The 19,350-nt window shown below is 56.0% G+C and carries 17 protein-coding genes and 2 riboswitches; of the genes, 2 read left to right on the forward strand and 15 right to left on the reverse strand.

Features of this window, described 5'->3' with window-relative positions:
* Nucleotides 1–17 precede the first annotated feature (17 nt).
* The 3 genes from kdpA to PCH01S_RS24600 form a co-directional block, all read right to left on the reverse strand.
* Nucleotides 18–1,697 carry a potassium-transporting ATPase subunit KdpA gene (kdpA, locus tag PCH01S_RS24595; protein ID WP_042234139.1) on the reverse strand — a complete coding sequence of 560 codons (1,680 nt, stop codon included), beginning with the start codon at nucleotides 1,695–1,697 and terminating at the stop codon, nucleotides 18–20.
* A gap of 60 nt (nucleotides 1,698–1,757) precedes the next feature.
* Complete coding sequence (gene kdpF / locus PCH01S_RS31775; protein WP_103997486.1) at nucleotides 1,758–1,835, reverse strand: K(+)-transporting ATPase subunit F; 78 nt, start codon at nucleotides 1,833–1,835, stop codon at nucleotides 1,758–1,760.
* A 187-nt stretch (nucleotides 1,836–2,022) separates the two neighbouring features.
* A complete protein-coding gene (locus PCH01S_RS24600; protein WP_042234141.1) occupies nucleotides 2,023–2,463 on the reverse strand; it encodes a hypothetical protein in 441 nt (146 codons plus the stop codon).
* A gap of 117 nt (nucleotides 2,464–2,580) precedes the next feature.
* Nucleotides 2,581–2,761: riboswitch (cyclic di-AMP (ydaO/yuaA leader) on the reverse strand.
* Nucleotides 2,762–2,869: 108 nt separating this feature from the next.
* A riboswitch (cyclic di-AMP (ydaO/yuaA leader) is annotated at nucleotides 2,870–3,063 on the reverse strand.
* 262 nt (nucleotides 3,064–3,325) lie between these two features.
* Here PCH01S_RS24600 and PCH01S_RS24605 point away from each other — a divergent pair.
* Nucleotides 3,326–5,416 (forward strand): carbon starvation CstA family protein, encoded by a 2,091-nt coding sequence (locus tag PCH01S_RS24605; RefSeq protein WP_042234143.1) that lies wholly within the window; start codon nucleotides 3,326–3,328, stop codon nucleotides 5,414–5,416.
* On the forward strand, nucleotides 5,409–5,612 hold the full coding sequence (locus tag PCH01S_RS24610; protein WP_042234145.1) for a YbdD/YjiX family protein: 204 nt from the start codon (nucleotides 5,409–5,411) through the stop codon (nucleotides 5,610–5,612). The genes PCH01S_RS24605 and PCH01S_RS24610 overlap by 8 nt, the downstream gene beginning before the upstream one ends.
* A gap of 106 nt (nucleotides 5,613–5,718) precedes the next feature.
* Here the strand turns inward: PCH01S_RS24610 and PCH01S_RS24615 are convergent, their stop codons facing one another.
* From PCH01S_RS24615 to glcT, 12 genes are all read right to left on the reverse strand, one after another.
* A complete protein-coding gene (locus tag PCH01S_RS24615; RefSeq protein WP_231392149.1) occupies nucleotides 5,719–6,546 on the reverse strand; it encodes a YitT family protein in 828 nt (275 codons plus the stop codon).
* A 412-nt stretch (nucleotides 6,547–6,958) separates the two neighbouring features.
* Nucleotides 6,959–7,348, reverse strand: coding sequence for an MmcQ/YjbR family DNA-binding protein (locus PCH01S_RS24620; RefSeq protein WP_042234147.1), 390 nt, complete (start codon nucleotides 7,346–7,348; stop codon nucleotides 6,959–6,961).
* 220 nt (nucleotides 7,349–7,568) lie between these two features.
* Nucleotides 7,569–9,287, reverse strand: coding sequence for a phosphoenolpyruvate--protein phosphotransferase (ptsP, locus tag PCH01S_RS24625; RefSeq protein ID WP_042234149.1), 1,719 nt, complete (start codon nucleotides 9,285–9,287; stop codon nucleotides 7,569–7,571).
* Entirely contained in the window at nucleotides 9,280–9,552 is a 273-nt protein-coding gene (locus tag PCH01S_RS24630; RefSeq protein ID WP_009674656.1) for a phosphocarrier protein HPr, read from the reverse strand. Before PCH01S_RS24630 ends, ptsP begins: the two co-directional genes overlap by 8 nt.
* A 96-nt stretch (nucleotides 9,553–9,648) precedes the next feature.
* Nucleotides 9,649–11,709: a glucose-specific PTS transporter subunit IIBC gene (ptsG, locus tag PCH01S_RS24635; RefSeq protein WP_042234151.1), complete on the reverse strand. Its 2,061-nt coding sequence runs from the start codon at nucleotides 11,707–11,709 to the stop codon at nucleotides 9,649–9,651.
* Between the two features lie 621 nt (nucleotides 11,710–12,330).
* Nucleotides 12,331–12,732, reverse strand: coding sequence for a 4Fe-4S dicluster domain-containing protein (locus tag PCH01S_RS24640; RefSeq protein WP_042234153.1), 402 nt, complete (start codon nucleotides 12,730–12,732; stop codon nucleotides 12,331–12,333).
* Nucleotides 12,729–14,426, reverse strand: coding sequence for an FAD-dependent oxidoreductase (locus PCH01S_RS24645; protein ID WP_042234155.1), 1,698 nt, complete (start codon nucleotides 14,424–14,426; stop codon nucleotides 12,729–12,731). The genes PCH01S_RS24640 and PCH01S_RS24645 overlap by 4 nt, the downstream gene beginning before the upstream one ends.
* A 76-nt stretch (nucleotides 14,427–14,502) precedes the next feature.
* Nucleotides 14,503–15,519, reverse strand: coding sequence for an ABC transporter substrate-binding protein (locus tag PCH01S_RS24650; RefSeq protein WP_042234220.1), 1,017 nt, complete (start codon nucleotides 15,517–15,519; stop codon nucleotides 14,503–14,505).
* A gap of 81 nt (nucleotides 15,520–15,600) precedes the next feature.
* Nucleotides 15,601–16,452, reverse strand: coding sequence for an ABC transporter permease (locus tag PCH01S_RS24655; RefSeq protein ID WP_042234157.1), 852 nt, complete (start codon nucleotides 16,450–16,452; stop codon nucleotides 15,601–15,603).
* 15 nt (nucleotides 16,453–16,467) lie between these two features.
* Nucleotides 16,468–17,340, reverse strand: a complete 873-nt coding sequence (locus tag PCH01S_RS24660; protein WP_042234158.1) for an ABC transporter permease — start codon at nucleotides 17,338–17,340, stop codon at nucleotides 16,468–16,470.
* A 16-nt stretch (nucleotides 17,341–17,356) separates the two neighbouring features.
* Nucleotides 17,357–18,133 carry an ABC transporter ATP-binding protein gene (locus PCH01S_RS24665; protein WP_042234161.1) on the reverse strand — a complete coding sequence of 259 codons (777 nt, stop codon included), beginning with the start codon at nucleotides 18,131–18,133 and terminating at the stop codon, nucleotides 17,357–17,359.
* Nucleotides 18,134–18,439: 306 nt separating this feature from the next.
* Entirely contained in the window at nucleotides 18,440–19,321 is an 882-nt protein-coding gene (gene glcT / locus PCH01S_RS24670) for a glucose PTS transporter transcription antiterminator GlcT (RefSeq protein ID WP_174446849.1), read from the reverse strand.
* Nucleotides 19,322–19,350: the final 29 nt, after the last annotated feature.

A 19,350-nucleotide genomic window follows, 5' to 3' on the forward strand; every position in this document is an offset into this window, starting at 1 on the left:
TTTTCACCCCATCGTTATTAACGCAATGTCAAATATTCGGCCACCGGACCGAGCGCGATTACCGGTAGGAAGGTGAGCGCCCCAATGATGACGACCGTACCTACCACGATTCCGGTAAACAAGGCATTGTCCGTGCGGAACGTTCCGATTGTTTCCGGAACCCACTGCTTGCGGCCCAGCGAGCCGGCCACACCCAGCAGGGCGATGATCGACACATAACGGCCAAGCAGCATCACAATTCCCGTGGAAATGTTCCAGAACGGCGTATTGTCTGCCAGCCCCTCGAAGCCGGAGCCGTTATTGGCCGCCGACGACGTGAACTCGTACAGCACCTGGGAGATTCCGTGGAATCCCGGGTTGGTAACGGCTCCTTTGCCAAGCTCCGTCATGAAGGCTATCGCTGTCGGAGCCAGGATGATAAGCGGATGCGCCAGAATCGCGACGGCGATCAGTTTCATCTCGCGGGACTCGATTTTGCGTCCCAGAAACTCCGGCGTCCGGCCGACCATGAGGCCCGACAGAAAGACCGCCAAAATCGCGTACATGAGCATATTGACCAACCCGACTCCGTCGCCGCCGAATACGCAGTTCAGCATCATTTGGGCGAGCGGAACCATTCCGCCCAGCGGGGTGAGCGTGTCGTGCATATTGTTGACGGTTCCCGTCGTCGCCGCCGTCGTTACCGTGGTGAACAGCGCGGACTGGGCAATGCCGAACCGCACCTCTTTGCCTTCCATACTGCCGATGGACGAATCCGCGCCAAGGGCGTTCAAGGCAGGGTTACCGGCCTTTTCGGAGAAGAAAGCGACCGATAGAAATACCAGGAACAAGGTCATCATCGCTCTGAAAATGACCCATCCCTGCTTCCGGTTCTTCGCAAACCGCCCGAAGGTATAGGTCAATGAGGCCGGGATGCACCACATCGACAGCATTTCGATCACGTTAGTCAACGGAGACGGATTTTCAAACGGATGGGAAGAGTTCACCCCGAAGAAACCGCCGCCGTTCGTGCCCAGATGCTTGATGGACACAAGCGACGCCACCGGACCGATGGCGATTTGCTGCTCCCCGCCTTCAAGCGTCTTCGCGGCCACGGTCGGATCCAGCGTTTGCGGCACCTTCAGGCCGACAAGCACCAGCGTGACCACAATAGCCAGCGGCAGCAGCAGGCGCGTGTGTCCTTTTACGAAATCCGCAAAAAAGTTGCCGATGGTGCTGCCTTTGGACGTCAGTCCGCGGATAAACGCAATCGCGACCACGATTCCCGTTACGGCGGACGTGAACATCATCATCATGATGACCGCCATCTGCGAGAAATAGGACAGGCCCGTTTCCCCGCTGTAGTGCTGCAGGTTGGTGTTCGTCATAAAGCTGATAATCGTATTGAACGACAGCGTCGCCTCCATATTGTCGATCCCGTTCGGGTTCAAAGGAAGAGCACGCTGCAGACGCAGGATCAAATACCCGACCGCCACAAGCACAATGTTGGTCAGTACAAGACTGCCCGCATACTTCTTCCACGTCATGCCGTTCTCGCTGCGGATGCCCGCAAGCTTGTAGATGGGTCTTTCCAGCCAGCCGAACCATTTGTCCGTCCGGTTTTTTTCATTCGAAAAAACATGATACATATAAGTTCCAAGCGGTTTCACCAGCAGGCAAAGCGCCGCGATTACGATTACTATTTGCATAATCTCCATGGATTCCTATCCTCCTCAAGCAACTCCGCGCTAACAGTTCACCGGCTGCCCGAAGGCGCCCTAAAATTTTTCGGGATGTATGAGCGCGTATATCAGATACAGGAAAAGCCCTGCCGTAAAAAGCGCGATAATCATCATGTACGGCCGCCTTCCGAGCCTTCCACAACATGGTCGCACCAAGTCAGAAAACCGTAAAAGATGAGATAAATGACTGCCAACAGCAGAACCATATAAAGGTCCGTCATGTGTGTCGGCTCCTTTCTTTCCTATCTATAGGTTCATTTTATAGGTTCATTCATTATCGTTCGGACCGTGAATTGAATCGTTATCGCAAAACTTCCTCGGGCACTTGGCCCGGTGCTGCTCCAAGCAGGAAAGAGACCTGACGGGTATTCGTATGCACCACATGGTCGGCGCCGAGCGCTTTATAAATCAACCGCGGCGAGGCATTCGTTTTGACCACGAAAATCGTTCCGGTTGTCCAGCTGCGGACCATCTGAAGATACCGGCAGCAGAGCGGCAGGCTGTCTTCGAAAAGATAGACGTCACCGATCGGAAGTCCGGGGACTTCCCAGGCTTCGTGGTGCACGGTATCCACTTCCACGATGTGCCGGACTCCCAGCTTCTTCATCCGCTGTCCTTCTGCGGGGTTGTTCACAAGCACCACGAAGGGCCTGCGGTAAATATTCAGCAGTTTAATAAAGTTCTCGCCGGTGACATTCGGTGCGGAAACCAACGTATAGGTTTGGATCTTTCTCTCGTCCACTTTTTATCCCTCTTTCATGTTTTGGGCAGCAAAAAAAGAAGCCTGCGGAAGAGGAACTCTTCACGCGGCTTCTTGACGGTCACAGCCTAAAAAGACTATAGCCGAAGCGCGATAGCAGTCGCCTCTCTCGGTACGCTTACGAGGTTAGCTGTCGGATTCGGGCGTGAGAGTCGCCCTACCATAACGGCACGGAAGCCGCTTCTGGATTCACCCCATGAGGACCGGGCCGTCAGGCCTGCAAGTCCTCGTTTGGTTCCCCCGTTTTCCGCTTTACACGGAAACTCAGCGATAAAAACGCATGTTCATTTGTTTGGCACATTTTTCATTTTCGGATGTTTTTGAACATAACAAAACCACAGCGAAACGAAGTCCCTGTGGTCGATGCCGATCACAAGCTTCTTCAACCCCTCCCGAACTCATGCGCTTACGAGGTTAGCTGTCGGATTCGGGCGGTGAGAGTCGCCCTACCTGATTACCGGGTCCATGGATTCCGGCGCTTCAGGATTCACCCCTGCAGACACGGCTCCGGCTCTCACACCGGATCAATGCTGCGATGGTTCCCCCGCTTCCCCGATTGGGGAAATTCAGCGAAAGCAAGAAACTGTTTTTTTTCAATTGATGGAATGAATGTTACACCTCCGCACGTGCTTTGTAAAGATATGGGGAGATTGGTTTTAAACCGATTTAAGCCAAAGAAATCCCCTAATGCGCTTACATTTCTGCTTTTTACTCGCTAGCTTGTTAATACGTCGAAAATCTCGTGTTTTGAAATTGGTTTGGACATCCAGCCTCTTCCCACACCGGAAAAACCTGCTATACTACTTGTAAACGTTCCCATATTAACCAGTAAGGAGGCATATTTATGAAAATCGGATGGAAATCAATCTTGCTCTGGGGGGTGATTTCCATTGTCGGCGCGTTCGCTTTCGGGCTTGTCGCACTTAATCGCGGGGAAACGATCAATGCCGCCTGGCTCGTCATCACAGCCGTGAGCTGCTATGCGGTCGCCTACCGGTTCTACAGCCGTTTTCTCGCCCGCAAAGTCTTCGTACTCGACGACAACCGGAAAACACCCGCAGAGCTGAACAACGACGGCAAGGACTATGTGCCGACGAACAAATGGGTGCTGTTCGGGCACCATTTCGCGGCCATTGCCGGTGCGGGCCCTCTCGTAGGCCCCGTACTTGCCGCCCAGATGGGCTATTTGCCCGGTACGCTGTGGATTATTCTCGGCGTTATTCTGGGAGGCGCCGTCCAGGATTTCGTCATTCTTTTCGCTTCAACACGCAGAAACGGCAAATCGCTGGGCGATATGATCAAGGACGAGATCGGCAAAGTAACCGGTACGATCGCCATGCTCGGCATTCTGGGCATTATGATCATTCTTCTCGCCGTGCTCGGGCTCGTCGTCGTCAAAGCGCTGATCGGCAGCCCGTGGGGCATGTTCACGATTGCCGCCACCATTCCGATCGCCCTCCTCATGGGCGTGTATATGCGCTACATACGGCCCGGCCGAGTCGGGGAAGCTTCCCTTATCGGCGTCGTTCTGCTGATTCTGTCCCTCATCGGGGGCAAATTCGTCGCCGAGAGCGCCGCTCTGGCCCCGCTTTTCTCCTTCAGCGGGGAAACCATCGCACTGATGATGATCGCCTACGGCTTTTTCGCTTCAGTCATGCCGGTCTGGCTGCTTCTGGCGCCCCGCGACTATCTCAGCACGTTCCTCAAAGTAGGAACGATCATCGGCCTCGCGCTCGGCATTATTTTCGTTCTGCCGGATCTGTCCATGCCGGCCACGACCCGGTTCATCGACGGAACCGGTCCCGTCTTCGCCGGGAACTTGTTCCCGTTCCTGTTCATCACTATCGCCTGCGGCTCCGTATCGGGCTTCCATGCGCTGATCTCCTCCGGGACGACGCCCAAAATGCTGGAGCGCGAATCCCACGCGCGTCCGATCGGCTACGGCGCGATGCTGGTCGAATCGTTCGTCGCCATCATGGCGCTGATCGCCGCCTGCATCATCACGCCCGGCACCTACTTCGCGATTAACTCGTCGGCGGCGGCCCTGGGGGGTACCGATGTGGCGACCGCGGCGGCAACCATCACGAACTGGGGCTTCACCATCACGCCCGAGCAGCTGACTACGCTGTCCAAGGATATCGGCGAGAGTACCATCCTCTCGCGGACGGGCGGCGCGCCGACCTTCGCCATCGGCATGGCGCAAATCTTGTCCGGCGTGATCGGCGGCAAAACGATGATGGCGTTCTGGTACCACTTCGCCATCCTGTTCGAAGCGTTGTTCATCTTGACGACGATCGACGCCGGTACCCGCGTGGGCCGTTTCCTCATCCAGGATCTGCTGGGTTATGCCAGCAAGTCACTGGGGGATACCCGGTCCACGGTCGGCAATCTGATCGCTACGGCCCTCTGCGTGGCGGGCTGGGGGTATTTCCTCTACCAAGGCGTTGTGGACCCTCTGGGGGGCATCAACTCCTTGTGGGCGCTCTTCGGCATCGCCAACCAGATGCTGGCCGGCATCGCGCTTGTGCTGGGGACGACCATTTTGTTTAAAATGGGCAAAAAGGCGTACGCCTGGGTCACGCTTCTGCCCACAACGTGGCTGCTTATCGTGACCATGTCCGCCGGCTGGCAGAAGCTGTTCCACGAGAAAGCGAACATCGGCTTTCTTTCTCACGCCAAGCAGTTCCAGAGCGCGCTGGACAGCGGCAAAATCGTGGCCCCGGCCAAAACGGCCGCACAGATGAAGCAGATCGTGATGAACGATTACATCGATGCGGCCTTGTGCGGATTTTTCATGATCGTGGTGCTGATCGTGTTTATCTCGGCCATCCGCGTCTGGCTGAAGGCGATTTCGAACAAACCGCTGGATCTATACGAAGCCCCGTATATCCCGCGCAGCGGGCAGGGCAGATCCGAGGCGACGAAATATGTTTAAGCGCCTGAAACTCATCTGGAGCTACCGCAACCAGTTTATCCATCTGATGGTGGGCGTCCCCCACTACGAGACCTATGTGGCTCATATGAAAAGCGCCCACAAAGACCAGCCTGTCCTGAGCCGGGCGGAGTTTTTCCGGCAAGCCCAGGACAACCGCTACGACGCCAAGGACGGGAAAATCTCCCGCTGCTGCTAGGTGTTTGCGGTGGCACACCACGGTGGCACAAAAAAAACCAGCAGGCCTTTACGGCCGCTGGTTTTTTCATATTCCCGCGTTTGCAGGGAGAAGCTTTTGGCAAGGATCAGTGGATATCCTTCTTCTTGAATTGTCCGCCCTTCACATCGTGAATGTTGCCGACGGCAATAAACGCGTTTTCGTCCCATTCTTCGACGATTGATTTCAGCTTCGCTTCTTCCAGACGCGTGATGACGGTGAAAATCACCTTCTTATCATCGCCGGTATAAGCGCCTTCCCCATGAAGGTAAGTCACGCCACGGCCCAGACGCTGAGTCAGCGCATCGCCGATTTCTTTATATTTTTCACTGATGATCCATACGGATTTCGACTGATCGAGACCTTCGATCGTCACATCAATCATTTTCATCGCAATGTAATACGCAATCAGGGAATACATCGCATGATCCCAACCGAACACGAACCCGGCGCTGCCGAGAATGAACAGGTTGATGAACAAAACGATTTCACCGACGGAAAACGGTGATTTTTTATTGATCAGAATAGCTACGATCTCCGTACCGTCAAGGGAACCGCCCGAACGGATAACGAGTCCGATCCCGACGCCGAGAATGACCCCGCCGAAAACCGCCGCCAGCAGCGGATCGATTGTGACAGCCGGTACCGGATGAAGAAGGGAAGTGCCGACTGACATTGCGATAACACCGAACAACGTCGAAATGGCGAAAGTTTTACCGATTTGTTTGTAACCCAGAAACAGAAAAGGAAGATTCAAAAGGGTTAAGAAAATACCGAGAGGGAGATGGAAGAAGTGGGACAGCATAATCGAAATACCGGTAATACCACCGTCGATAATATTGTTGGGAACGAGGAACACTTCCAAACCGATCGAAAATAAAGCTGCACCTAACGAAATAAATACGATTCGTTGCAGAAGCTTTGCCGCAGTAGCCGTACGTTTACCTGGTTTTTCGCCTTGAAAAGTCGATTTTTCTACACTCAATGGCCGACACCCCTTTTATTTGTATGTATCTAAAGTCTGCCTTAATCCGAAAAAGGAGCCTGTTTGCAACAGACTCCATAACAGCCACCGGCAAACAAACATCGAATACATGTATTATACCATATTATTCGCCTAGGATCACTGAATTTACCGAAATACGGTCAAAAACGGCGATCGGCATTCTTGACAAGCCTTGCGGGAGTCTAATCGAAGCCCCTCCTTAGAAGGAAAACACGGCACAGGACGCCTCTCTTTGAATCTGCCTCCGGCTGCAAACTCTCGCCACAAGCGGCTTCTATCAGCCGTCAAGCCAGTTCAAGCTTCGCTTAGTTTTCCCGCGGTTTCAGCTTTCATTCCAGTCCGAACCACCGTGCTGCAGGATGTGCTGCTGCATTTTTTTGCTTAAACTGCCGCGGACCAGCATATAGGAAACGTCCACCATATCCATGATTTCCTGTGGGTCCAGGCTTCCGTCCAGCCGGACGGTATTCCAGTGGCGTTTGTTCATGTGATAACCGGGCTTTACGGCCTCCGGGTACTGCATACGCAGCAGCTCCGCTTCCTCCGGCGGACATTTTAGCGTTACACTTCCCTCACCCGGAGCCGCTCCCGAAGGCAGCAGAGCGAACATTTTGCCTCCTACGCGGAGCACATCGGTCTCATTGTCGAAGGGACGGTCCGCGGCAGCCCCCGGTTTGGATAAAGCGTATTCCATAATCTCAGTTGTATTCATGGCAGAAATGCCCCTTTCACGATAAAAGTTTTGTCTAACACCGGATTCGCTTCGTAAAGCGGAATTCCTTTTCGGCCAAAAAAAGAACACCCCTCGTCCGCCTCAGGCCTATGCCTTTCGACTTGTCAGGGGTGTTCTTGCCGTTGACTTTCAACCTATCCTTACGGAGATAGTTCAAAAGCAGGCGTTTTTATAAGTTATCCAACTGCCAATCTATGTTTTACGCTCTCGGCTGGTGCCCGTTTACGAGCGCCACGACTTCTTCCGCCGTCGACAGCTCGATCGCGCGGGCGGCGAGCTGCCGCATCTCCGACAGGGAGAGCTTCACAATCTGGCTGCGCGCAGGCAGAATGGAAGTGGCGCTCATGCTGAACTCGTCGAGACCGAGTCCGAGCAGCAGCGGAATCGCGGTCGTATCTCCCGCCATCTCGCCGCACATACCGGCCCATTTGCCTTCGCGGTGTGCCGCGTCGATCACCATCTTAACCAGGCGCAGAATGGCCGGATTGTAGGGCTGATACAGATAAGAGACGCGCTCGTTCATCCGGTCGGCCGCCATCGTATATTGAATGAGGTCATTAGTACCGATACTGAAGAAGTCCACTTCTTTGGCAAACTGGTCGGCCATAACAGCCGTCGACGGGATTTCCACCATGATACCGAGCTGAATCTCGTCGGATGCCGGCGTTCCTTCCGCCGCAAGTTTCGCCTTCTCTTCGAGAAGAAGCGCCTTTGCCTGACGGAACTCGTCCAGCGTAGCGATCATCGGGAACATGATCCGAAGCGAGCCGTGCACGCTGGCACGCAGCAGGGCGCGCAGCTGGGTGCGGAAGATATCCTCGCGCTCCAGACACAGGCGGATCGCCCGGAAGCCGAGGAACGGGTTCATCTCCTTCGGAAGCTGCAGGTAAGGCAGCTCCTTGTCGCCGCCGATGTCGAGCGTACGGACCACGACCGGCTTGCCCTCCATTTTCTCGAGGACCGCCTTGTAGGCCTTGTACTGCTCCTCCTCGGTCGGCAGCTGATCGCGCCCCATGTACAGGAATTCGGTCCGGTACAGGCCGACAGCCTCGCCGCCGTTCTCCAGCACGCCTGCCACGTCGGCAGGTGTGCCGATGTTCGCCGCAAGTTCGACATGGTGACCGTCCGGAGTCACCGTCGGCTCGTTGCGCAGCTTGGCCCATTCGGCACGCTGCTCCGCGTAGCGCTGCTGCTTCGCGCGGTATTCTTCGACCACCGCGGGCTCCGGATTGATCAGAACGTCGCCGTCCAATCCGTCCACAATCAGCAGGTCTCCGTCCTTGACAAGATCCAGCACGTTCTTCGTCCCGACGACGGCCGGGATTTCAAGCGAGCGCGCCATGATCGCGGAATGGGACGTGCGCCCGCCGATGTTGGTCGTAAAGCCTTTCACGTACGTGCGGTTAAGCTGGGCCGTATCGGACGGAGTCAAATCCTCCGCCACGACAACCGTCTCCTCCGAGATTGAAGACGGGCTCACGAATTTGACGCCGAGCAGATGAGCGAGCACCCGCTTCGTCACATCGCGCATATCCGCCGCACGTTCCTTAAGATAGTCGCTGTTCATGTTCTCGAACATTTCGACAAACGTCATCGCAACTTCGTTCATCGCAAATTCCGCGTTAACCTTCTCGTCGCGGATTTTCGTTTTCACCGGATCGACCAGCTCGGGATCACCGAGCACAAGCAGGTGAGATTCGAATATCTCCGCTTTCTCTTCTCCCATCTCCCGGAGCGTCTGTTCCTTGATAGCCTCGAGCTCGGCGCTGGATTTCTCCAGAGCCTGCTCGAATTTGGCAACCTCGGCTTCCGTATCCTCCACGGTTTTGCGGACGACGGTCAAGTCGGGGTGTTCCAGACGGAACGCCCGGGCGATGGCAATTCCCGCCGAAGCGGCAATGCCACGTATATTAGCCATGAAGCTCGCCCAGCCCTTCTTTAGTCATAATTGCTTCCAAAGCCGCGATCGCTTCCGCCGCATCTTCACCTTCTGCGGAGAAAGTAATTACATCGTTTTCTTCCAGCCCAAGGGAAAGCACGCCCAGAATCGATTTCATCGTCACTTTCTTGCCTTTGCTCTCGGCGAATACGTCCGCTTTAAATTTATTGGATGTGTTGACAAGTGCTGTAGCCGGACGTGCGTGAATTCCTGTATCACTGGTCACTTTAAATGTTTTTTGCATAATTGGTCATCTCCACTCAATAATTTAGTTGCTTCCTCTATCTTAACCGAAAAAGAGGGGGTTAGAAAAACACGGCCCTTCCTCCCCCGCACCTCTTTACTTAATCGTAATAATGTTTTTGTCGCCCGATTTAACGTCGCCCTGTTTATTCAAACGAATTTCAGTGCCTTCCGGCAGGTTCGTAAAAATAACCGGTGAGATGATGGAAGGAGCATGCTCTTTCACATAATCCAGGTCGACTTTCATGATCGGCTGGCCGGCTTCCACGATATCCCCTTCGGAAACGAGCACTTCAAAGCCTTGTCCTTTCAGTTTTACCGTGTTGACGCCGATATGAACCAGCAGTTCTTTACCCGCGTCGGACTGGATGCCGATGGCATGCTTACTCGGAAATACGTTGAAAATTTTGCCGTTCACCGGAGATACGATCGTCCCGTTTTTCGGCAGGATAGCAAACCCGTCGCCCGTCATTTTCTGGGAAAAGACTTCGTCCGGAACGAGCGTGATATCCATCAGTTCGCCGTCAGCCGGAGCTACGATCGCTTCTTCTTTCATCAGCTCGCTGCCGCCCGTATCGGGAGATTCCACAACCGGCACGCTCGCCGTGGAAGGAATGCGCCCCGCCATAACGTCTTGAATCTGATTTTTCAAGGAATCGGAACGGGTACCGAAAATAGCTTGTACATTGTTGCCGACTTCAAGAACGCCCGAAGCGCCCAGTTTTTTGAGACGCTCTTTATCCACGACGCCCTTGTCTTTCACCTGAACACGCAGCCGCGTGATACAAGCGTCAAGGTTCGAAATGTTCGGCGCGCCGCCCAGTGCCGCGAGAATGCTGCTCGGCAGGTCGCCCGTACCGGCGGCATTGCTTGCGCCGCTGACGGGAGCATCGTCCGTATCGGCTTCCGTTTGCACTTCTTCGCGTCCAGGCGTTCTCAGATTGAACTTGGTAATCGCGAAGCGGAACACCACATAGTAGATGACCGCGAAAACAAGGCCGACCAGAATCGCGAGCCACCATGGCGTACGGTTCGGCAGGACACCGAGCAGCAGGAAGTCGATCGAGCCGCCGGAGAACGTAAAGCCGAGCTTAACATCGAGCAGAGTCATAATCGCGAAGGACAGACCTGCGAGCAGGGCATGGAAAACGTAGAGAACAGGTGCCACGAACAAGAAGGAGAACTCGATCGGCTCCGTAATCCCCGTAAGGAAAGCCGTCAAAGCCGCGGAGCCCATAATACCGGCAACCAGCTTTTTGTTCTCGGGACGTGCCGTATGGTAAATGGCCAGACACGCGGCCGGCAGACCGAACATCATGAACGGGAAGTTACCGCTCATAAACGTACCGGCCGTAAGCGGTACTCCGTCTTTCAACTGAGCGAAGAAAATTTTCATATCTCCGCGCACCAGAACGCCCGATTTATCAATATATTCACCGAACTCGTACCAGAACGGCGCATTCCAGATGTGATGCAGACCGAACGGAATGAGAGAGCGGACACCGACCCCGAACAAGAAGGAAGCCAGAACCGGATTCGCATCGAGCACGGAACGGGAGAATGTGCTCAGTCCTTGCTGTACCGGAGGCCAGATAAAGATCAGGATAAGCCCGGTCAGCAGCGCGGCAAGGGAGGTAATGATCGGAACGAACCGCTTGCCCGCAAAAAAGCCGAGGTACGACGGAAGTTCGATTTTATGATACCTCTTGTAAAGGAGCGCCGCTATGACACCCATGATAATCCCGCCGAAAACGCCCGTTTGCAGGGTCGGTATACCCAGCACGCTCGCGTAAGAAGGATCTTTCAGCGTCAGCGAGAAAGGGGTTACACCCGCCAGAACGCCCATAGTCACGTTCATAATCAAGTAACCGATCGTGGCTGCGATACCGGCAACGCCGTCTCCGCCCGCCAGACCGATCGCTACCCCGATTGCGAAAAGCAATGCCAGGTTCGCGAAAATAATGTCGCCTGCGCTCGACATGAGGTGAGCCGCAACCTGAAACCCGTTTCCGCTGAGGAAAGGCATAAGCTCAATCGTATCCGGGTTTTGCATGGCCGAACCGAACGCCAGCAGAAGGCCCGCGGCAGGAAGAATGGAAACCGGAAGCATGAGCGCCTTACCTACTTGCTGGAGCGCGCCGAAAACGCCTTTTAACATGTGCTTCACTTCCTTTATCTGGTCATAGTGTCTATGGATTATTCAACCCCACAGGCAAGGCCGAAACAGCAAAAAAGGCATAAGCAATCAAGGAATGCCGGAAATAGCTGCCGGATAAGGGTTAATATAACCCAACTCGGAGCGTTTCCATTCATTCTCTTTCTTGCTCATGCCTGATCGTATCAGTCACACGCGCATATCGCCTGTTCAGTTGTATAATACCTAAGCTCCGTCATTATAGCATGACCAATCTCAACAGACAATACCATTTTTCACACTTTCATCCCGTCAAAAAGGAGACCTCCCGAACGGGAAATCTCCGGTTATAAAACGGAAGTGGGTGCGTTCCGGGAAAGGAACGTCGCCCCTTCCAAAGGGGATATCGGTCTATAAGATGCCTGCAAGATACTTGCAAGATACTTGCAAGATATCTGCAAAATATCTGAAAGGCAGCTGCTAAATTCGTCTGTGGAAGATAACTGCCGCAATAGCAGAAGCGGGGGGCTTTTCGGATCGGTCGGATCGGTCGGATCGGTCAGGTCGGTAAGATCGGTAAGATCGGTAAGATCGTCTGTCCGAGAACTGCCCTAAGACGGCTCGGCGGATTCGGGCGGCACACGCCTACCCGGCCGGTTTCCGAGGATAGTCCGGAGTCAGAATAAACGCCGTCTCCTCCTCATCCAGAGGTGGCTGCAGGGGAAGCACCCGGTCGATAAACGGGGTCGTATCCAGCTTGGCAAGCTTGACGCGCCCCGGTCCCCAGCCGATCTTCTCTCTCCAGCTCCCGAGCACGCCGGATTCCGCAAGCTCCCGCTCATCGACGATTTCTGCCTCGTCGCCATATGGGGACACGTAAAGCGCGTCGACCGGGCAGTAAACCTCGCAGATAAAGCAGGTCTGACAGTCGTTCTGCCGGGCGATAACCGGTATCCGGTCCGGTCCTTCGTCGAACACGTTCGTGGGGCACACCTTGACGCACATGCTGCAGCCTACGCAGCGGGCGGTACTGACCAGCTCGATCATACCGGCGTCACCTCCTTCCGCACGGCATCTCCGCCGGTCGGCTGAAGCGGTTCATGTCCCCGCTGCCGCGGCAGCCCGAGATGCGCCGCCGCGGCAGGGTCCGGACGGGGCGGGACTTCCCCGCCTCCCTCGAACTTGACGTGGATGTCGTCCAGCCCCGATACGAGCAGACGGCGCCCGTAGGCCGGATCGGTATGCGGGTATTCCGCGAGCGTGTGCATGCCGCGGGTTTCCCGCCTCGCCAGTCCGGCGGTATGGATCCAGCGGGCCGCCGCCACCATGGCGGCCGCTTCTCGGGCACGGACGCGCTCCCTCGCATCGCCGCCGGGGATACCGCCCTGAACGAGGGGCCACAGTCCGTGCAGCCTTTGAAGAGACTCCCGGAGCACGGGCTCGCTCCGGAAGTAGTTGATCTCCAGCGGAAACACTTCCCGCTGGACGGCCCCGATAATCCCGGGGACATCCGTCATTGCGGATGTCCCCCGCGCCCCTGCGAGCCCGGCGCCGCCTGCCGGGCGGAGACTGCGCTGCCCGGCCCGGCCGCCCAGGGCCAGCGCATACCTCGCCGCGGCTCTGCCGGACCAGGTGCCGGACGAGATCGCCCACGAGGCGTTGAAAGCGCCGCCTCCAGATTGAGCGCCCGTGACTCTCTCACGGGTGGCCGCATCGCCGGCGGCATAGAGCCCGGCCACGGTCGTCGAGCAGTCTTCGCCGACGAGCCGGATGCCGCCCGTTCCCCGCACGGTTCCCTCGTACCGGAGGGTCAGCGGGAACGGCTGCGTGAACGGGTCGATGCCGGCCCGGTCGAGCGGCAGGAAGAAGATTGCGTGCGAGCTGCGCAGGATCGCCCGCTTCTCCGGGGTGTCCGCCTTGTCCATGACGGCGTACACGGGCCCTTTGCTCAGCATCTTCGGCAGGAAATCGTGCGGTCGTGGCCCCTCCGAATGCAGCGCTGTGCCGTCCTCGGCATAGAAGGTCGCCCAGTTCAGCAGACGCCCCCGCGTGTTCGTGGCGAAGGCCGCGCTCGGCGCGTACTGGCGGCTGAACTCCATGCCGGAGAGCTCCACGCCGAGCTCGGCGGCCATCAGCAGGCCGTCGCCGGTCAGGACGTTGCAGCCGAGGCCCTTGCTCAGGAAGGCGCAGCCTCCCGTGGCGATCACGACGGCGCCCGCCCGCACTTCCCATTCCCGGTCATCCAGCCGGGATACGCCTCTGGCTCCGCCGACGCCATGCTCGTCGACGAGAAGCTCCAAGGCCGGAGACTGGTCCAGGATGCGGGCCCCCGCCTTGATCACGGCCCGGCGCATAAGCTTCATGTACTCCGGCCCCTGGAGGTGGTCCCTCATGGGCACTCCGTTCTCGTCCCGACGGAACGGGTAGCCCCAGGATTCCACGAGTTCCAGGCTTTCGTACACCTGATCGAGCACGCCGTGAATCCAGGAAGGCTCGGACAGGAAGCCGCCTCCCTTCATCCTCTTCCTAACTGCTTCTTCCCTCAAAGCGGGATCGGGCGGCAAGTAAAGCAGATTGGTTCCTCCGGGCGCCGTCGCCCCGCTGGAACCGAGAAAGCCCTTGTCGGCCACGACTACCCTGGCACCGCGGGAAGCCGCGCTCCATGCCGCCCAGGCGCCTGCGGGTCCGCCGCCGATCACCAGGACATCGGCCGTTAATTGAAGCGGCTGTTTCTGACTCATGGTTCTCCCTCCCTGTTCTGCCGCTTATTTTATCGCCGCCGGTTTTTGCGCCGGTCGGCTTACCGGGTTTACCGGCTTATTTCACCAGCCAGTCATCGACGTTAAAATCCGTATCGGCCAATTTATCCTGGACCAGAAAATCTTTGGTCGCCTTTAAAGCTTGAATGCCGCTGTCCGTGAACGACTCTCTCTGAATCCGGGAGACGGCGCTCGTTTTTTTAACCAAATCCAGCGGAGTTCCCGTATTCTCGACGACAAAAGCATAATAAGCGTCTTCCTGCGTTTTCAGATCGTCCAGCGCTTTAATCCTCAGGTCATTCCACACTTTTGCGATATCCGGAACTTTCTTCAAATAGCTCTCCGATACCACCGTTACCCCCGCGCCTACGAGAGCAGGATGATCTTTGGCCGCTTCGTCAAGAACGGGAAAGCCTTGGGGGATCATTTTGAGCCCGCGTACTTCCGTCGTGGCGATAGCGTCCACCTCTCCTCTGACCAGAGCGGCATCCGCGTCTTCATCCAACAGATGGATCAGCTGTACGTCTTTAATGCCCTGCTCTTTGAGCAGACCCGCCAGATAGCGGTGCATATAGGAGCCTTTTTTCACGGAAATTTTCTTGCCCTTCAGATCGGCCAGCGTCGTCGGTCCGTTCTTCTTCCCGAGAATAAACGCATTGCTCCCGGAGGAATTCAGGGTGATGACTTTGGACGGCGCTCCTGCGGAACGGGCCAATATGGCCGGCGTATCGCCCAGCGAGCCGATGTCGATCCGTCCGCTGATCAGCGATTCGCTCAAATCCGGGCCGTTGGGAAAACCGACAAACTGCACGTCCGTGATTCCCAGTTTTTTCAGTTCCTCCTTCGCCCCGCCTTTGTAGAACCCCCAGCCTTCGGCGCCGCTCGGAAGGTTCAGTTTGTTCGCGCCGATATAGCCCACGCGCAGCACGGAAGGCGCCTTGCCTCCCGGGCCCGCTCCCCCGGACGAATCAGCCTCCGCCCGGCCGCAGGCCGAGGCCAGCAGGACCAGCGCTGCCAGAAGCAGAACAAAACCGATGAGATGCGTGTATTTTTTCGTGTATGCCGTATGTGTCATGCTTATCCCCCCTCTGTTTATGTAGAAATCCTCTCCGTCATGCTTTTCGCCCCGCCCGGCTTTAAGCGCGAACGGCACTTATCAGCCTTCAAAACTGTCTCTCCACCGCAGCAGCTTCGCCTCCAGCAGCCGGACGAACGTATCCACAAGCTTGCCGACGACCGCAAACAGGATGACCCCGACGAAAATAATTTCCGTCGCCGAGTTCTGCTTCGCGAAGTTGATCAGGAAGCCGATGCCCGACTGGGAGCCGATCAGCTCCGCCACGACGAGCCCCAGCCACGAGACGGCCAGCGAAAGCCGCAGCCCGAGCAGGATGTTCGGCAGAGAAGCGGGAATGATCAGCCGAAGCAGCTGTTTGTACGGACTGAACCGCAGCACCTTGGCTACGTCGAACAATTTGTTCTCCACACTCCGTATGCCGAGGTAGGTGTGAACATAGAGCGGGAAGAAAGCACCGTTCGCGATAATGAGCGTTTTGGACGTTTCTCCGAATCCGAACCAGAGGATAATCAGCGGAGCCGCCGCCAAGTGCGGAACGAGACGGATCATCTGCAGCGTCGGATCGAGCAGTTGCTCGGCTTTGCGGAAGTACCCGGTCAACAGACCGAACAGCAGGCCGAGACTGCCCCCGAGCAGGAAGCCCGTTAATGCCCGCCACAGCGAAATTCCCACATGCTCCGTCAGCTCGCCGCTTATGGCCAGCTCTCTGAGTGCTGCGCCGATCATCAGCGGAGTCGGCAGAAAAAACGTCGAAATCCAGCCGAAGTCGCCTGCCGCCTGCCACACAATGAGCACAAGCACCGGAAGAACGGCACCCAAGGCAAAATCGCCCGTCTTGGCTTTCAACAGCGTTTGCCCGTATTTGCGCAGGCTTCCCGGCTGTTCATGTGTTCCGGTGAGACGTCGAAGCGCTTCCCCGCCACCGTTCATAGTCGCTCCCTCCTTTTACTTGCCTCCATAGCTGTCCTGCCATTGCAGAAGACGCCTTTCCAGCAGCCGGACCCCCGAATCCGCCGCCTTGCCGATCACGGCAAACAAGATAATGCCCACATACACCACGGCGGTTTTGTTAAACTGCCGGGCTTCCGACATCAGATAACCGAGCCCGGACGATGCCCCCATCAATTCGGCGACGACCAGTCCGAGCCAGGCGATGCCGAGCGAAACCCTTAGGCCGAGAAAAATATTCGGGAGCGCCGACGGCACAATAAGACGCGCCAGTTGTTGGTACGTGCTGAATCCCAGCACCCTCGTCACTTCAAACAATTTTTTGTCCGCGCCCCTGATCCCCAGAAAGGTATTGATATAAAGCGGGAAAAAGGCCCCTTTGGCAATCAGCAGCACTTTCGAGGGCTCGCCGAATCCGAACCAGAGAATAAACAAGGGCGCGATCGCCAAATGGGGAACCATCCGGATCATCTGCACGGAGGGATCGAGCACTTTTTCCGTTCTGCGGAAAAATCCGACCAGCATGCCCAGCAGAAGACCGAGTCCTCCTCCAAGCGCAAAACCTGCGGCCGCCCTCAACATGCTGATGCCCACATTCTCCGCAAGCGCCCCGGATTCCAGCAGGCTGCGAAACGATTTGGCGATGGTCCATGGTGTCGGAAAAAGCAGCCGGGAGATATAGCCCGCGTCACCCAGCACCTGCCACAAAATGAGCGCGGCCGCAGGCACGATCGCTCCCAGCAGGAACGATTCCAGCCGCCGCCTCCGCTTGGAAGAGCCGGCGGGAGCCGGTTCTGCCGGGACAGAGTCAGGAGAAGCACCCAATAAAGTCGCGCCTGTACCTTGCAGCAGATTTGAAGGTTTGCTCACGATATCCCCTCCTTCGTCAAATTCCTGCGCTCTCAACGAGCTCGAGTTCATCCAGCTTCTCGAATTCGTTTAAAATTTTGTAGCGGATTTCCTGAAACGACGTGCTCGATTTCTTCCTCGGAAAAGGCAGATCCACCGGAACGATATTCCGGATCGCGCCGGGGCGCGGTTTGAGAATCACGACGCGGTTCGCAAGGAAAACCGCCTCATCAATGTCGTGCGTGACGAACACCATAGTCGTCCGGTTGGCCTGCCAGATATCGAGCAGCACCTCCTGCATATGCGCTCTTGTAAAAGCATCCAGCGCCCCGAAGGGCTCATCCAGCAGCAAAATTTTCGGATTCCGGAGCAGGGCGCGGGCAATGGAAACGCGCTGGGCCATCCCGCCCGAAAGCTCCCTCGGATAAGACTTCTCGAAGCCCTGCAGCTTAACTAGCTCAATAAGGTTATCCACCTTGGCGCGTACTTGCGGGTCTTTGAGCGAGAGATCGGCCGCGATATTCTTCTCGACCGTCAGCCACGGGAACAGGCGCGGTTCCTGAAAAATAAACCCTTTATCAATGCCCGGCCCCGTCACTTCCTCGCCTCCGAGCCGGACGTTCCCGTTGTGATCGGTATCCAGACCCGCCACGATTTTCAGCAATGTGCTTTTTCCGCATCCGCTCGGGCCGATGACGGTTATAAACTCGCCCTCTTTTATATCCAGATTGATATCGTGCAAGGCATGGACAAGCCCCTTCTTCGTCTCAAAAGCCTTGTTCAGCCTTCCGACTTCGAGCAGCAGATTTCCCATCGTGCATCCCCTTTCGTTTTAGGACAAAAATAAAAAAAAGCGCATGCCGTACGGACGATATCTCGCATCCGGATCGCAGGCGCTTCTAGTTGACTAGTCAGCAGGTTTCAATTGGAGTTTTTATTTCATACTATTCTTATAGGATTAGACAAATATTATCACTATAGCCCAGATCGGTCAAGACTGTTTCACAAATAAAATGGACCGCAAAAAAAACAGGCCGCACGCAGCCGCGCCAACCCGTTTTAATAACTCCGGTATTTTAGGAAGAACGATTTTGCCCGAAAAATGCAGGCACTCCGGGAATCAACTGTCCCCTGCAGGCTTTTCCTTCTCCAGGGAATCGTCTTTCTGCATCAGGCGGATCAAGTGCATGGTCAGGTACACCGCCTCCGCTTCGTAAACCGGCTGCCGCAGCCGGCGCTGCATGACTTTCATCAAAGTCCAGGCGATAGAGTAAATCTCCGGATACTGCTGCTTAAGCAGCTCGCCCAGCTTGTCCGGCTCGTGAACCGTTTCTTTGCGCTTCGTCCGTTCTATGGCAAAACGGAGATGGCGCAGAAGCCGGGAATAAGCGATGGTGCTGCGATCGATCGTAATATGCATCTGCCGCTCGATCAGGCCAATGAGCTCGCCGATCAGGCGGGAGTATTCATTGACCTCCGATACCGGCCGGTTCGTGATCGCGCCATGAATATGAAGCGTTACGAAACCGACCTCCGCCGGCGGCAGATGAACGTTCATTTTATCGTTAATCGTACGGATGACATAGCTCGCTATGGCGTATTCCTTGGGATAGAGCTCGCGGGTTTCGAGCAGGAACGGATTCTGCAGCACAATACCCTGCTCCAGCCGTTTAATCGCAAACGCGATATGGTCCGTCAAGGCAATATGAATATGTTCATTCAGCGGCGCCCCGGCATGCTCCGAGATATACAAAATCACCTCGTTCATGACCTCGATCAGCTTTTCGTCGATTTGGGGAATCAGCTGCTGGTATTGTTCTTTTTCTTTTTCATTGGTCAAAATGAAGAGCTTCTCGACCGCTTCCGAAGGAATGCGATCTTTGGCCTTCCGGTTAAACCCGATGCCTTTGCCGATCACCACAACTTCCCGATAGTCGGGATGCGCCGCAATGATCACATTGTTATTCAGCACCTTGACCACTTCTATGCCGCTGTTCTTCACTTCCGCACCTCTTCCGTGCCCTGTTGATT

The sequence above is a fragment of the Paenibacillus chitinolyticus NBRC 15660 genome, from assembly GCF_000739915.1.
Lineage (GTDB): Bacteria > Bacillota > Bacilli > Paenibacillales > NBRC-103111 > Paenibacillus_F > Paenibacillus_F chitinolyticus.

Bases quoted from the DNA above. Each gene is read 5' to 3' on its own strand.
- PCH01S_RS24640 (WP_042234153.1), bottom strand. From the start codon at position 12,732: ATGATCGAGCTGGTCAGTACCGCCCGCTGCGTAGGCTGCAGCATGTGC.
- ptsP (WP_042234149.1), bottom strand. From the start codon at position 9,287: ATGGCTAATATACGTGGCATTGCCGCTTCGGCGGGAATTGCCATCGCC.
- PCH01S_RS24665 (WP_042234161.1), bottom strand. From the start codon at position 18,133: ATGGGAAATCTGCTGCTCGAAGTCGGAAGGCTGAACAAGGCTTTTGAG.
- PCH01S_RS24650 (WP_042234220.1), bottom strand. From the start codon at position 15,519: ATGACACATACGGCATACACGAAAAAATACACGCATCTCATCGGTTTT.
- PCH01S_RS24645 (WP_042234155.1), bottom strand. From the start codon at position 14,426: ATGAGTCAGAAACAGCCGCTTCAATTAACGGCCGATGTCCTGGTGATC.
- kdpF (WP_103997486.1), bottom strand. From the start codon at position 1,835: ATGATGATTATCGCGCTTTTTACGGCAGGGCTTTTCCTGTATCTGATA.
- PCH01S_RS24630 (WP_009674656.1), bottom strand. From the start codon at position 9,552: ATGCAAAAAACATTTAAAGTGACCAGTGATACAGGAATTCACGCACGT.
- ptsG (WP_042234151.1), bottom strand. From the start codon at position 11,709: ATGTTAAAAGGCGTTTTCGGCGCGCTCCAGCAAGTAGGTAAGGCGCTC.
- kdpA (WP_042234139.1), bottom strand. From the start codon at position 1,697: ATGGAGATTATGCAAATAGTAATCGTAATCGCGGCGCTTTGCCTGCTG.
- PCH01S_RS24655 (WP_042234157.1), bottom strand. From the start codon at position 16,452: ATGAACGGTGGCGGGGAAGCGCTTCGACGTCTCACCGGAACACATGAA.
- PCH01S_RS24610 (WP_042234145.1), top strand. From the start codon at position 5,409: ATGTTTAAGCGCCTGAAACTCATCTGGAGCTACCGCAACCAGTTTATC.
- PCH01S_RS24605 (WP_042234143.1), top strand. From the start codon at position 3,326: ATGAAAATCGGATGGAAATCAATCTTGCTCTGGGGGGTGATTTCCATT.
- PCH01S_RS24620 (WP_042234147.1), bottom strand. From the start codon at position 7,348: ATGAATACAACTGAGATTATGGAATACGCTTTATCCAAACCGGGGGCT.